11 protein-coding genes are annotated in these 13,669 nt (G+C 72.8%); all 11 read left to right on the plus strand.

Annotation, left to right across the window (positions count from 1 at the left end):
• Nucleotides 1–21 precede the first annotated feature (21 nt).
• The 11 genes from HQ603_RS08075 (at nt 22) to HQ603_RS08125 (ending at nt 13,603) form a co-directional block, all read left to right on the plus strand.
• The gene (locus HQ603_RS08075) at nt 22–1,617 is read left to right on the plus strand and encodes a UDP-N-acetylmuramoyl-L-alanyl-D-glutamate--2,6-diaminopimelate ligase (protein WP_222684034.1); all 1,596 of its coding nucleotides are present in this window, start codon (nt 22–24) and stop codon (nt 1,615–1,617) included.
• Nucleotides 1,614–3,095, plus strand: coding sequence for a UDP-N-acetylmuramoyl-tripeptide--D-alanyl-D-alanine ligase (locus HQ603_RS08080; RefSeq protein WP_222684035.1), 1,482 nt, complete (start codon nt 1,614–1,616; stop codon nt 3,093–3,095). The genes HQ603_RS08075 and HQ603_RS08080 overlap by 4 nt, the downstream gene beginning before the upstream one ends.
• Nucleotides 3,092–4,171: a phospho-N-acetylmuramoyl-pentapeptide-transferase gene (mraY, locus tag HQ603_RS08085; RefSeq protein WP_222684036.1), complete on the plus strand. Its 1,080-nt coding sequence runs from the start codon at nt 3,092–3,094 to the stop codon at nt 4,169–4,171. Before HQ603_RS08080 ends, mraY begins: the two co-directional genes overlap by 4 nt.
• 2 nt (nt 4,172–4,173) lie before the next feature.
• The gene (murD, locus tag HQ603_RS08090; protein WP_308126411.1) at nt 4,174–5,667 is read left to right on the plus strand and encodes a UDP-N-acetylmuramoyl-L-alanine--D-glutamate ligase; all 1,494 of its coding nucleotides are present in this window, start codon (nt 4,174–4,176) and stop codon (nt 5,665–5,667) included.
• The gene (gene ftsW, locus HQ603_RS08095) at nt 5,664–7,193 is read left to right on the plus strand and encodes a putative lipid II flippase FtsW (protein ID WP_222684037.1); all 1,530 of its coding nucleotides are present in this window, start codon (nt 5,664–5,666) and stop codon (nt 7,191–7,193) included. The genes murD and ftsW overlap by 4 nt, the downstream gene beginning before the upstream one ends.
• On the plus strand, nt 7,190–8,314 hold the full coding sequence (gene murG / locus HQ603_RS08100; RefSeq protein ID WP_222684038.1) for an undecaprenyldiphospho-muramoylpentapeptide beta-N-acetylglucosaminyltransferase: 1,125 nt from the start codon (nt 7,190–7,192) through the stop codon (nt 8,312–8,314). Before ftsW ends, murG begins: the two co-directional genes overlap by 4 nt.
• Before the next feature lie 107 nt (nt 8,315–8,421).
• Nucleotides 8,422–9,843, plus strand: a complete 1,422-nt coding sequence (gene murC, locus HQ603_RS08105) for a UDP-N-acetylmuramate--L-alanine ligase (RefSeq protein WP_222684143.1) — start codon at nt 8,422–8,424, stop codon at nt 9,841–9,843.
• A 226-nt stretch (nt 9,844–10,069) separates the two neighbouring features.
• Nucleotides 10,070–10,702, plus strand: a complete 633-nt coding sequence (locus tag HQ603_RS08110; protein ID WP_308126412.1) for a cell division protein FtsQ/DivIB — start codon at nt 10,070–10,072, stop codon at nt 10,700–10,702.
• Between the two features lie 206 nt (nt 10,703–10,908).
• Nucleotides 10,909–12,096 carry a cell division protein FtsZ gene (gene ftsZ, locus HQ603_RS08115; protein ID WP_222684040.1) on the plus strand — a complete coding sequence of 396 codons (1,188 nt, stop codon included), beginning with the start codon at nt 10,909–10,911 and terminating at the stop codon, nt 12,094–12,096.
• Nucleotides 12,093–12,839 (plus strand): peptidoglycan editing factor PgeF, encoded by a 747-nt coding sequence (gene pgeF, locus HQ603_RS08120; protein ID WP_222684041.1) that lies wholly within the window; start codon nt 12,093–12,095, stop codon nt 12,837–12,839. The genes ftsZ and pgeF overlap by 4 nt, the downstream gene beginning before the upstream one ends.
• The gene (locus HQ603_RS08125) at nt 12,833–13,603 is read left to right on the plus strand and encodes a YggS family pyridoxal phosphate-dependent enzyme (protein ID WP_371831028.1); all 771 of its coding nucleotides are present in this window, start codon (nt 12,833–12,835) and stop codon (nt 13,601–13,603) included. Before pgeF ends, HQ603_RS08125 begins: the two co-directional genes overlap by 7 nt.
• Nucleotides 13,604–13,669: the final 66 nt, after the last annotated feature.

A 13,669-nucleotide genomic window follows, 5' to 3' on the forward strand; every position in this document is an offset into this window, starting at 1 on the left:
ACCACCAGGAGCAACACCACCGTGCCCAGCTCGTCCCTCCGCCCGCAGCGGCCCCCGGTCACGCCGATCGGCACGCTCGCCGACGCGATCGGAGCCATCGCCGGGGGCGGTGACGGCCGGTCGGACGTCGCGGTGACAGGGATCGAGCTGCGCGCGCAGGACGTGCGCCCCGGCGACCTCTTCGCGGCGCTGCCCGGCGCGCGGGCGCACGGCGCGCGCTTCGCCGGTGACGCGGTGTCGCGGGGGGCGGTCGCCGTGCTCACCGATCCGGAGGGCGCGGACATCCTCGCCGACCTCGCGACCGACGTCGTGGTGCTGGTGCACCCGCGTCCGCGGTCCGTGCTCGGCTCGGTCTCGGCGACCGTCTACGGCGATCCGTCCGCGTCGATGACCGTCGTCGGGATCACGGGGACGTCCGGCAAGACCACCACGTCGTATCTGGTCGAGGCAGCGCTGCGGGCGGGCGGCCGCACCCCGGGGCTGATCGGCACCGTGGAGACCCGCATCGGCACCGACCCGGTGCCCTCCGCTCTGACCACCCCCGAGGCGCCGCACCTGCACGCGATGTTCGCGGCCATGCTCGAGCAGGGATGCGACACGGTCGTCATGGAGGTCTCCTCCCACGCCCTGTCGCTGGGCCGCGTCGACGGCACGCACTTCGCCGTCGGTGCCTTCACCAACCTCTCGCAGGACCACCTCGACTTCCACCACACGTTCGAGGACTACTTCGCCGCGAAAGCGCGTCTGTTCGCCGCCGAGTCCGCCGTGCACGCCGCCGAGTCGGTGGTGTGCGTCGACGACGAGTGGGGACGTCGCATGGCCGACATCGCGGGCGGCGCCGGCCCGGTGACCACCGTGTCGGCGGACGGGTCGCGCGACGACACGGCCGTCGTCGCTCGGAACTGGCAGGCCCGCGCCGACGGCACGCAGACCTTCGACGCCGTGATCGGAGACCGCGTCGTCAGGGCGCAGCTGCGGCTGCCGGGCCGGTACAACGTGGCCAACGCATTGGTGGCGACGGCCGTGGCCGCTCGGGTCGGCATCGACCCGCAGGTCGCCGCGGACGCGATGAGCACGGTGGACGTTCCCGGACGGATGCAGCGGGTCGATCGCGGTCAGCCCTTCCTCGCGGTGGTGGACTACGCCCACAAGCCCGCCGCCCTCGAGGTGGCCCTGGACACGCTGCGGCGCCAGAGCACCGGACGGGTCGCCGTCGTCGTCGGAGCCGGCGGGGACCGGGACGCGGAGAAGCGTCCGGTCATGGGCGCCGTGTCCGCCGCGGCGGCCGATCTGGTGGTCGTCACCGACGACAACCCGCGGTCGGAGGACCCGGCGAGCATCCGCGCGGCGATTCTCGAGGGCGCGACGAGCGTCCCCCCGGCGGACCGCGCGCAGGTGGTGGAGGTCTCGCCGCGCGCCGACGCCGTCACCTACGCCGTGCGCTGGGCGCGGCCAGGCGACGTGGTCCTGGTGGCGGGCAAGGGACACGAAGTGGGCCAGAAGGTGGGCGACGTCGTGCATCCGTTCGACGATCGCGAGGCGCTGGCCCTGGCCATCGACGGACTGGCCACAGTCGGACCGTCCATCGACGAACTCGGGGAGGACCGGACGTCATGAGAGCACTGTCGATCGGGGAGATCGCGGACATCGTCGGGGGGACCCTGCACGACGTGCCGGATCCGGACGTCCGGGTCACGGGCACGGTGGAATTCGACTCGCGGAAGGTCACGGCCGGCGGGGTGTTCCTGGCGCTGCCGGGTGAGCGGGTCGACGGGCACGATCACGCGGCCGACGCCGTCGCGGCCGGTGCGGCCGTGGTGCTGGCGGCGCGGCCGGTGGGCGTCCCCGCCGTCGTGGTCGAGCCGACTCCACGCCCGGACCTGCCCGCGTACGACCCGGCCGGAGCCGGTCCCGCCGTCCTGACGGCGCTCGCCGCGCTCGCGTCCGCGTCGGTGACCGGATTGATCGAGAACGGCCTGACGGTCGTCGGCATCACCGGGTCGTCGGGCAAGACGTCGACCAAGGATCTGATCCGCGCGGTCCTCGAGCGCGCGGGCACCGTCGTCGCGCCGCCCGGATCGTTCAACAACGAGCTCGGCCACCCGTGGACCGTGCTGCGGGCCGACGAGTCGACCCGCTTCCTCGTGCTGGAACTCTCGGCTCGCGGGCGCGGCCACATCGCCGAGCTCGCGCGCATCGCGCCGCCGCGCATCGGCGTCGAGCTGAACGTGGGCACCGCCCACCTCGGGGAATTCGGGTCGCGCGAGAACATCGCGGAGGCGAAGTCCGAGCTGGTCCAGGCCCTGCCCGCCGCCGCCGACGGGGGTGCCGCCGTCCTCAACGCCGACGATCGTCTGGTCGCCGCCATGGCGGAGAAGACCACCGCCCGCGTCGTCACCTACGGGCACGGCGGCGGCGCGCAGGTGCGGGCGTCGGACGTCGTCCTCGACGCCGAGGCCCGCGCGTCGTTCACGCTGCACACGGCGTCCGGCTCGGCGCCGGTCGCGCTGCAGGTGCACGGCGAACACCAGGTCTCGAACGCCCTCTCGGCCGCGGCCGTCGGGCTCGAGTGCGGGATGGCCGTCGACGACATCGCGGCCGCGCTGGGCGACGCCCGCGCCGCGTCGGAGCGGCGCATGGACGTGCGCACGCGCCCGGACGGGGTGACCGTGATCAACGACTCCTACAACGCCAACCCCGATTCGGTGCGCGCCGCCCTGAAGGCACTGGTCACCATGGCCCGCGCCGACCGCGGCAGTGCGCGGCGGTCCTGGGCGGTGCTCGGCGAGATGGCGGAGCTGGGCGAGGACTCGGTGATCGAGCACGATCGGATCGGCCGCCTCGCGGTGCGACTGGCCGTGGACAAGTTGGTGGTCGTCGGAACCGGCCGCCCCTCGCACGGCATGCATCAGGGTGCGGTGATGGAAGGGTCCTGGGGCGACGAGTCGGTGTTGGTGCCGGACGCGGACGCGGCCGTCGAGCTGTTGCGCGAGCAGGTGGCGCCCGGTGATCTGGTGTTGGTCAAGGCGTCGCAGTCGGTGCGCTTGTGGACCGTCGCGGAGGCGATGCTCGCAGAGCAGGGGGAGACTCGGTGAGACAGATTCTGTTCGCGGGTGGCATCGCGTTGGCGGTCGCCATCCTGCTGACGCCCGTGCTCATCAAGGCGTTCTCGCGCCAGGGCTTCGGCCAGGAGATCCGGGTCGAGGGTCCGGCCAGCCACCACTCCAAGCGCGGCACGCCGACCATGGGCGGCGTCGCGATCCTCGCCGGTCTGTGGGCCGGCTACTGGGGTTCGCACCTGATCGGCATCGCGTACGACGCCGACGGGCCGTCGGTGTCGGCGCTGCTGGTGCTGGGCCTGACCACCGTGCTCGGCGTGGTCGGCTTCCTCGACGACTTCATCAAGATTCGCAAGCAGCGCAACCTGGGCCTGAACAAGACGGCCAAGTTGGTGGGCCAGCTGTTCGCCGCCGTCATCTTCGGCGTGCTCGCGCTGCAGTTCAACGGGGCCGGGGGCCTGACCCCCGGCAGCGTGCAGCTCAGCTACGTCCGCGACATCGCGACCGTGTCAATGGGCGGCATCGTCTTCATCCTGTTCTGCTATCTGCTGGTCAGTGCCTGGTCCAACGCGGTGAACCTCACCGACGGCCTCGACGGTCTCGCTGCGGGGTCGATGACCCTGGTGCTCGGCGCGTACACCGTCATCACCTTCTGGCAGTACCGGCAGTCGTGCACCACCGAGCCGCGTCCCGGCTGCTACGACGTCCGCGACCCGCTCGATCTGGCGCTGATCTGTGCGGCGGCCGCGGGCGCCTGCATCGGGTTCCTGTGGTGGAACGCCGCACCGGCCAAGATCTTCATGGGGGACACGGGTTCGCTCGCCCTCGGCGGCCTGCTCGCCGGACTGTCCATCGTCACCCGCACCGAACTGCTCATGGTCGTCATCGGCGCGCTCTTCGTCGCGGAGGCCGCCTCGGTGGTCATTCAGGTCGCGGTGTTCCGCTCCAGCCGACGACGGGTGTTCCGCATGGCGCCGTTCCACCACCACTTCGAACTGGGCGGGTGGGCCGAGACGACGGTCATCATCCGGTTCTGGCTGCTCGCGGCCATCTCGTCGGCGGTGGGTCTGGCCCTGTTCTACAGCGAGTACCTCGCCGCGGTCGGAGACTGATCGTGGCCGGGGACATCGACGCGGTGACGGACCCCCGCGACCTGCGGGACCGGCGCGTCCTCGTCGCCGGTGGCCGGGTGTCGGGTCGCGCGCTGCTGCCCACGCTGACCGCGCTCGGCGCTCGGGTCACCGTGGCCGACTCCGATCCCGACGCCCTGGCCGCGTGCGCGGACCTCGGCGCGGACACCGTGACGATGGACCGCATCGCCCCCGACCGGGCGGCGGTGGCCGAGTTCGCGCTGGTGATCACCAGCCCCGGGTTCCGACCGGACTCGCCGCTGCTGACCACCGCCCTCACCGTCGGCGTGCCGGTGTGGGGCGACATCGAGTTCTCCTGGCGGGTCGACCGCGCCGAGGTCCACGGACCCGCGCGGACGTGGCTCGTGGTCACGGGCACCAACGGCAAGACGACGACCACGTCGATGCTCGCGTCGATCCTGGACGCCTCGGGGCGCCCGGCGTCGGCGTGCGGCAACATCGGCGTCCCGGTTCTCGACGCGCTGCGGTCCGAATCGCCCCGCGCCGAGATCCTCGCGGTCGAGCTGTCCTCGTTCCAGCTGTTCTGGGCGCCGTCGGTGCGGCCCGCCGCGGGAGTGGTCCTCAACATCGCCGCCGACCACCTCGACTGGCACGGCGGGATGGACGCGTACGTCGAGGCGAAGCTGCAGGCTCTGCACGGGGACGTCGCCGTCGTCGGACTCGACGACGCCGTGGCGTCGTCGTTGCGGGAGCGGGCGGCCGCGCCGCGCACGGTGGGCTTCACCGCGTCGGCTCCCGCCGCAGGCGACCTCGGCGTCGAGGACGGCATGCTCGTCGACCGTGCCTTCGGCGACGGTGTTCCTCTGGTCGCGGCGGGGGAGATCGAGCCGGCGGGCCCGGCCGGGTTGCAGGACGCGTTGGCCGCGTCGGCGCTCGCCCGTGCAGTGGGGGTGGACGCCGACGCCGTGGCGCGCGGGCTGCAGGCCTTCCGGGTGGGTCCGCACCGCGCGGCGACGGTGCGCGACCTCGGCGGAGTGCGATTCGTCGACGACTCCAAGGCGACCAATCCGCACGCGGCGCGGTCGTCGATCCTCGCGCACGAGCGCGTCGTGTGGCTCGCGGGCGGACTGCTCAAGGGCGCCGAGGTGGACGACCTCGTGGCGGAGGTGAAGTCGCGGCTCGCCGCGGCCGTGGTGTTCGGCCGCGACGGCGACGCCATCGCGGCGGCACTGGGGCGACACGCGCCGGATGTCCCCGTGGTTCACGTACCGCCGGGGGACGATGCTGCTGTGGCCGATGAGACGGATGTGACCGACGGTGAGCGAGTGATGGCGTCGGCCGTCCGCGCCGCCGCACGCCGAGCGGAACCCGGGTCCACCGTCCTGCTCGCCCCGTCCACGGCGTCCTTCGACCAGTTCCGCGACTACAGCCACCGCGGGGACAGCTTCACCGCCGCCGTCGCCGCGCTCACCGAGGCGGATCTGGGTCCGCTGGACCGCCCGGGGCACCCCGCATGAGCACGGGCCGCGCCCCGCGCTCCCGCTGGTCGCTGCGCGCACCCCGCGCGGTCGACACCTGGATGGACCGGCCGCTCGCGTCGTTCCACCTCGTCGTGACGGTCGCGGCGATGCTGACCACTCTCGGTGTCGTCATGGTGCTCTCCGCCTCGTCCGTCGAGGCCTACGCCGAGGACGGGTCGGCGTACACGATGTTCACCCGTCAGGTCATCTTCGCGGTCGTCGGCGTCGTGGCGTTCGTCGTCGCGCTGCGGCTGCCCATTCGCGTCATCCGCGCGTGGTCGTTCCCGCTCTTCGTCGTCTCCGTCGTGCTCCTGGTGCTGGTGCTCATCCCCGGCATCGGCACGGTGGCGCAGGGCACCCGCGGCTGGTTCATGATCGGCGGCGTCGGCCTCCAGCCGTCCGAGATCTCCAAGGTGACGTTCGCGGTCTGGGGAGCCCACCTGCTGGCGTCCCGCCGCGCCGAGCGCGCGGACCTCAAGGGCCTGCTCATCCCGCTGGTGCCCGCCGCCATGGTGATCTTCGGCCTGATCGTCCTGCAGCCCGACCTCGGGACCACCGTGGCCCTCGGCATCATCCTCATGGCGCTGTTGTGGTTCGCGGGACTGCCGCTGAAGTGGTTCGTCTCCATCGTCGGTGGTCTGTTCGTCGCGGCCGTCGTTCTCGCGATGACCGCGGGGTATCGGTCCGCCCGCGTCACGCAGTGGCTCGATCCGGGCAACGACCCCCAGGGCGCCGGTTACCAGTCCCGCCAGGCGCTGTACTCGCTCGCCGACGGCGGAGTGTTCGGACTCGGCCTCGGCCAGAGCCGCGCCAAGTGGAGCTACCTGCCCAACGCGCACAACGACTTCATCTTCGCCATCATCGGCGAGGAGCTCGGGTTGGTCGGCTGCGTCGCCGTCATCGGGCTCTTCGGTCTGCTGGTGTTCACGGGTCTGCGGATCGCGGCGCGGGTGCCCGATCCGTTCATGAAGATCCTGGTGGCCACCTTCACCGTCTGGATCCTGGCGCAGGCCGCGATCAACATCGGCTACGTCGTCGGGCTGCTGCCGGTGACCGGTCTGCAGCTGCCGCTGGTGTCCGCGGGCGGTACCTCCACGGCGATCACGCTGCTGGTGCTCGGGTTGCTCGCGAACATCTCGCGGCACGAGCCGGAAGCCGTCGCCGCCCTGGCGTCCGGGCACGACGGCAAGGTCGGACGTCTGCTGCGTCTGCCGGTGCCGCAGCCGTACTCGCCGGTCGAAGCGCAGCGCGCCCGGCTGCAGGGGCGCGGCGCCGCGGGTCCGGTCCGCGCGCCCGCCCGGTCGGCGCCCCAGCCGGCCGGGGCACGCGGTGACCGGTCCGGCCGGGCGCGGTCCGCCGAGACCCGCGCCGACCGGTCGCGCGCCGGCCAGCCCCGCGCCGGCAAGCCCCGCGCGGACCGGGCCCGCACTGCCCAGCCCGCCGCCGCGCAGGCCCGGACCGCCCGCCCGCGCGCTGCTGTGCCCCACGATCCCGGATCGCCGGAACGGAGACGTCGCCGATGACTCGCCCTGCCCCCGTGTCCGTCGTCGTTGCCGGAGGCGGCACGGCAGGCCACATCGAGCCGGCGCTCGCCGTCGCCGACGCCCTTCGCGAGCTCGATCCCGAGGTTCGCGTGACGGCCCTCGGCACCGAGCGCGGGCTCGAGACCACGTTGGTGCCCGCGCGGGGCTACGCGTTGGAGTTGATCCCGCCGGTGCCATTGCCCCGGCGGCTGTCCCGGCCGCTGCTCGCGCTGCCGGCGAACGTCGTCCGCTCGGTGCGCGCCACCCGCGCGGTGCTGACGGAGGTGGACGCCGACGTCGTGATCGGCTTCGGCGGATACGTCGCGCTGCCGGCATACCTCGCGGCCCGCGGACGGGTCCCGGTGATCGTGCACGAGGCCAACGCGAGCGCGGGCGTCGCCAACAAGGTGGGCGCGCGGGTGGCCGACCGCGTGCTCGCCGCCGTCGCGAAGTCGGGCGTCCACGCCCGCGGCCGCGCGGACGCCGAGGTGATCGGTATTCCGGTGCGTCCCACCATCACCGACCTCGACCGCGCCGCCGTCCGCGCCGAGGCGCGCGCGCACTTCGGCCTGCCCGCCGACGGGCCCGTGTTGCTGGTGTTCGGCGGGTCGCAGGGTGCGCGATCCCTCAACGAGGCGGTGTCCGGAGCGGCCCCCGCGCTCGCCGCGGCCGGCGTGTCGGTCCTGCACGCGCACGGCCCGAAGAACACGCTCGACGTCGCGTCCACACCCGAGGCGCCGTACGTCGCCGTGCCGTACCTGAGCCGAATGGATCTGGCGTACGCCGCGGCCGACGTCGCCCTGTGTCGGTCCGGGGCGATGACGGTCGCGGAGGTGTCGGCCGTCGGACTGCCCGCCGTCTACGTACCCTTGCCCCATGGCAACGGCGAACAGGAACTCAACGCCCGTCCCGTGGCCGCCGCGGGCGGTGGCGTGGTGATCGCGGACGCGGAGCTGACGCCCGAGACGGTCGCGTCGCGCGTCGTTCCGCTCGTCACCGATCCCGACGCGGTCCGGCGCATGGGGGTCGCCGCCGCCGGTGCCGGTCACCGCGGCGCCGCGACGGAGGTGGCGCGCATCGTGCTCGAGACCGCTCGCACTCGGCGGAAGCCGACCTCGTGAACCAGGAGAACTCGGTCGTGTCCACGCCGTCCGGAAACCCGGCCGCCCACCTGCCCGCCGACGAGGGTGCCCTCGCCGACCTGCCCGAGGATCTCTCGCGCGTGCACATGGTGGGCATCGGCGGCGCCGGCATGTCCGGCATCGCGCGCATCCTGCTCTCCCGCGGCGGCGCGGTGTCCGGTTCGGACGCCAAGGAGAGTCGGGGAGTCAAGGCGCTCCGGGCGCGCGGCGCGCTCGTGCGCATCGGGCACGACGCGTCGGCGCTCGACATGCTCGACGGGGGACCGACGGCGGTGGTGACCACCCACGCGGCGATTCCCAAGACAAACCCGGAACTGGTGGCGGCGGGGGAGCGCGGGATTCCCGTTCTGCTGCGTCCCGCGGTGCTCGCGCGCCTCATGGCGGGCTTCCGCACGGTCCTCGTCTCGGGCACGCACGGTAAGACGTCGACCACGTCGATGCTGGTCGTGGCCCTGCAGCACTGCGGCGCCGACCCGTCGTTCGCGGTGGGCGGGGAGCTCAACGAGGCCGGCACCAACTCCCACCACGGCACCGGTGACGTGTTCGTCGCGGAGGCCGACGAGAGCGACGGGTCGCTGCTGCAGTACGACCCCGACCTGGTCGTCGTCACCAACGTCGAGGCCGACCATCTCGACTACTTCGGCAGCGAGGAGGCGTACATGCAGGTGTTCGACGACTTCGTCGCGCGCCTGCGTCCGGGTGGCGCCCTGGTGGTGTGCACCGACGATCCCGGCTCGCTCGCGCTCGCCCGTCGGATCGCCGAGCGGGCGCCGGAGGGGGTCCGTCTGCTCGCCTACGGCGCCGACGACGTCGACCTCGCGGGTGTGGAGACCGGCGCACGATTGCTCGGGTGGAAGCCGGAGGACACCGGCGGCGTCGTCCACTTCCGGCTCGCGGGGGAGGAGCGGGACCGCACGGTGCGGCTGGGCGTGCCCGGTCGCCACATGGCGCTCAACGCCATGGCGGCGATGGTCGCGGCCATCGAGCTCGGCGCCGATCCCGACACGGTCGTCGAGGGTCTGGCCGGGTTCGCCGGGGTGCACCGGCGGTTCCAGTTGCGCGGCCGCGAGCGTGGAGTGCGCGTGTTCGACGACTACGCCCACCACCCGACGGAGGTGCGCGCCGTGCTCGGCGCCGCCGCCGACCTGGTCCGCACCGCGGACACCGAGCATCCGGGCCGGGTGCTCGTCGTCTTCCAGCCGCACCTGTACTCCCGCACGGCCACCTTCGCCGACGAGTTCGCCGCGGCTCTCGACCTTGCCGACGAGGTCGTCGTGCTCGACGTCTACGGCGCTCGCGAGGAACCGGTGCCGGGCGTGAGCGGTGCGACCGTCGCGCGCGCGGTCACCAAGCCGGTGCACTACCAACCGGATCTGTCGGCGGTGCCGCGCCAGGTCGCGCATCTGGTCGAGGCCGGCGACGTCGTGGTCACGATGGGCGCGGGCGACGTCACCATGCTCGGGTCCCAGATTCTCGACGCGTTGCGCTCGACTCTGCCGCGGGGCTGACGGTGGGCTGCTGCACGCGGTCCGGGTCGGGCCGATGACGGGTGCGCGCGGGGGACGCGCGACCGGCCGGCGACGTCCCGCGGCGCCTCGTCGCGTGGGCGCCCCGCGGTCGTCCCAGCGGTCGTCGTCCTCGCGGTCGTCGGGGTCGGAGCGGCGCACCCGGACCTCCGATCGGACCCGACCCGCCCGGGAGCCGCGGATCGGCCGTCGTGCTCGTGTCGCGATCGTGGCCGCGGTCGTCGCGTCGGCGGTGTTCCTCGGGGTGTCGTGGTTCGGACCGATCTGGGCCGTCGACACCGTCGACGTCACGGGCAACGCCGCGGTGGACCGGCAGGAAATCGTGACGACGTTGGCCGTGGCCGAGGGCACGCCGCTGCCGCGGGTGGACACGGACGCCGCGGCGACGCGTGTCGCGGGCATTCCGAAGGTCGCGTCGGTGCGCGTCCAACGTGTCTATCCCTCGACGGTCCGGGTGACCGTGCGAGAACGGGTGCCGGTGGTCTTCTTCGACGCACCCGACGGCACGCACCTGATGGACGCCGAGGGGGTCGACTTCGCCGTCGAACCGCCGCCGCCGGGCGTCGTCCGTCTGGTGGCAGCGAGCCCGTCGTACGGCAATCTCGAGACGCGGGCGGCGTTGGACGTGCTCGCGGTGCTGCCGCCGCCGCTGCGGTCGCAGGTCGTGCAGATCGACGCGCCCACCATCTCCAACGTCTCGCTCACGTTGGTCGACGGACGGGTCGTGGTGTGGGGGAGCAGCGAGGACGGCGAGTACAAGGCGTCGATCGCTCTGCCGCTGCTCACGCAGCCCGGCCGGACCTACGACGTGTCGAGTCCGGACCTGCCGACCGTCAGGTGACCCGCGTGAGGACATCTCACGACGGACCCGCCGGAATTCTCGGCTTTTCTCGGTGCGTCTCGGCGCGCCTCCCGGACGCCGGAGTCGGCGGTCTCTAGCGTTTGCCCGGTCGAACTACTTGACATAACTATAACCCTATGGTTCACGTTGAGGGTTTCGACTCGAGCATCTCGACGACACACACCAACCACGGAAGGCGAGAGCCCATGACGCCCCCGCACAACTACCTCGCCGTAATCAAGGTCGTCGGCATCGGCGGCGGCGGCGTCAACGCGGTCAACCGCATGATCGAACAGGGACTCAAGGGAGTCGAGTTCATCGCGGTCAACACCGACGCCCAGGCGCTGCTCATGTCCGACGCCGACGTCAAGCTCGACGTCGGCCGCGAACTCACCCGCGGCCTCGGCGCCGGCGCCGATCCCGAGGTCGGCCGCAAGGCCGCCGAGGACCACAAGGACGAGATCGAAGAGGTGCTCAAGGGCGCCGACATGGTCTTCGTCACCGCGGGTGAGGGCGGCGGCACCGGAACCGGCGGCGCGCCCGTCGTGGCCAGCATCGCGCGCAAGCTCGGCGCTCTCACGGTCGGCGTCGTCACCCGTCCCTTCTCGTTTGAGGGCAAGCGCCGTGGGGGACAGGCCGACACCGGCATCCAGTCCCTCCGCGAGTCGTGCGACACCCTGATCGTCATTCCCAACGACCGGCTGCTGCAGCTCGGCGACGCGGCGGTCAGCCTCATGGACGCGTTCCGCTCCGCCGACGAGGTGCTGCTGAACGGCGTCCAGGGCATCACCGACCTGATCACCACCCCCGGACTGATCAACGTCGACTTCGCCGACGTCAAGGGCGTCATGTCCGGCGCCGGCAGCGCGCTGATGGGCATCGGCTCCTCGCGCGGCGAGGGTCGGGCCATCAAGGCCGCCGAGGCCGCGATCAACTCCCCGCTGCTCGAGGCGTCCATGGAAGGTGCGCGCGGCGTGCTGCTCTCCATCGCCGGCGGGTCCGACCTGGGCCTCTTCGAGATCAACGAGGCCGCGTCGCTGGTGCAGGAAGCCGCCCACATCGACGCCAACATCATCTTCGGCACCGTCATCGACGACTCGCTCGGTGACGAGGTGCGGGTCACCGTCATCGCGGCCGGCTTCGACGGCAGCGGCCCCGCCCGTCGCCCCGTCGAGGCCGCGCCCGGTCAGACCCGCGCCGCCACCGTCGGGTCCGGACGGGCCGGCGACCTCCATACCGAGGACGACGGACCCGCCGTGTTCCGCGACGCCCCCACCAAGTCGTCGCTCCCGCCGATCGGGGAGCGCGCCGCCCGTGCGACGGGTCATCCGGTGCGCGTGTCCGACGACGAGGGCGACGACGACGTGGACGTCCCCTCCTTCATGCGTCGGTGAGCGCTCCCGGCCGACCGACCGGCTACCGCGTCCGGCGCGTGACCACGTCACGCGCCGGAGGCGTGTCCAAGCCTCCCTACGACGCGTTCAACCTCGGCGACCACGTCGGTGACAGCCCGGCGGACGTCGCGGCGAACCGGCGGCGACTCGCGGAGAAGATCGGGCTGACCCCGGATCGGCTCGTGTTCATGGACCAGATCCACGGACGGACCGTCACGGTGGTCGACGGGTCGGTGCGCGAGACCGTCCCGGCGACGGACGCGCTGGTCACCACCGAGCGCGACCTCGCGTTGGTGGTGCTCGCGGCCGACTGCGTGCCGGTGCTGCTCTCCGACGATCACGCGGGCGTCATCGCGGCGGTGCACGCCGGGCGGATCGGCGCCCGCGTCGGCATCGTCCCGCGCGTCCTCGACGCGATGGTCGCGGCAGGTGCGTCGGTGTCGCGCATCGAGGGATTCCTCGGACCCGCGGCCGGCGGCGAGGACTACGAGGTCCCGGCGGCGATGCAGCGTGACGTGGAGGCGCACCTGCCCGGCAGCGCGACCCGCACGCGCAAGGGCACCCCCGGGCTCGACATCCGCGCGGGCCTGCGTCGACAACTGCTCGAGGCCGGCGTCGCCGGGGTCGCGGTCGATCCGCGGGAGACCATCACCGATCGGACCCTGTTCAGCCACCGGCGCGGCGCCCCGACCGGGCGGCACGCGGGTGTGATCTGGATGGACACGAGCGGAGCGCGATCGTGACGGGCGGGGAGGCCACGGGCGGGGGTGTAGCGGGTGGGGACACCGACCGTCGTGCCTACCTCACCGAGCACCTCGACGCCGTGCGGTCCCGCCTTCTCGACGCGTGCCGCGCGGCCGATCGGGACCCGAGCGGAGTGACGCTGCTCCCGGTGACGAAGTTCTTCCCGGCGTCGGACGTCGCGATTCTCCGCGACCTCGGCTGCCGCGAGTTCGGCGAGTCGCGTGAGCAGGACGCCGCACCCAAGGTGACGGCTCTGCGCGAGGCTCCCGGCGACGACGTCCGGTGGCACATGATCGGCCACCTCCAGCGGAACAAGGCCCGCGCGGTCGCGCAGTGGGCGTATGCGGTGCATTCCGTGGACAGCCTGCGTCTCGTCGACGCCCTGCAGCGTGGGGTGGATCGGGCCCGGGAGGACGGCGTCCGCGACACCGACCTCGAGGTGTACGTGCAGGTGAGTCTGGACGGCGACACCCACCGCGGCGGCGTGGATCGCGGCGAGCTGGACGCGGTGGCCGACGCGGTCGCACAGGCGTCGGGTCTGACGCTCGCGGGCCTCATGGCGGTGCCGCCCCTGGAGTCCGATCCGGACGCCGCGTTCGCCGATCTCGCCGGTCTCCACCAGTGGCTTCTGCGGTCGCACCCGTCCGCCACCGGCCTGTCGGCGGGGATGACCGGCGACCTCGAGGAGGCGGTGCGACACGGCTCCACGTGTGTGCGTGTCGGAACCGCGATCCTCGGCCCCCGGCCCGTAACCTCGCCTTGACGGCATGAACCACAGGAACCTCGAGATTCACACGAGTCACTGGGGCACCGGTGGTTCGCCCCACCG

Origin of the sequence: Rhodococcoides corynebacterioides (genome assembly GCF_019834675.1) — a bacterium.
In the GTDB taxonomy this organism is placed as follows: domain Bacteria; phylum Actinomycetota; class Actinomycetes; order Mycobacteriales; family Mycobacteriaceae; genus Rhodococcoides; species Rhodococcoides corynebacterioides_A.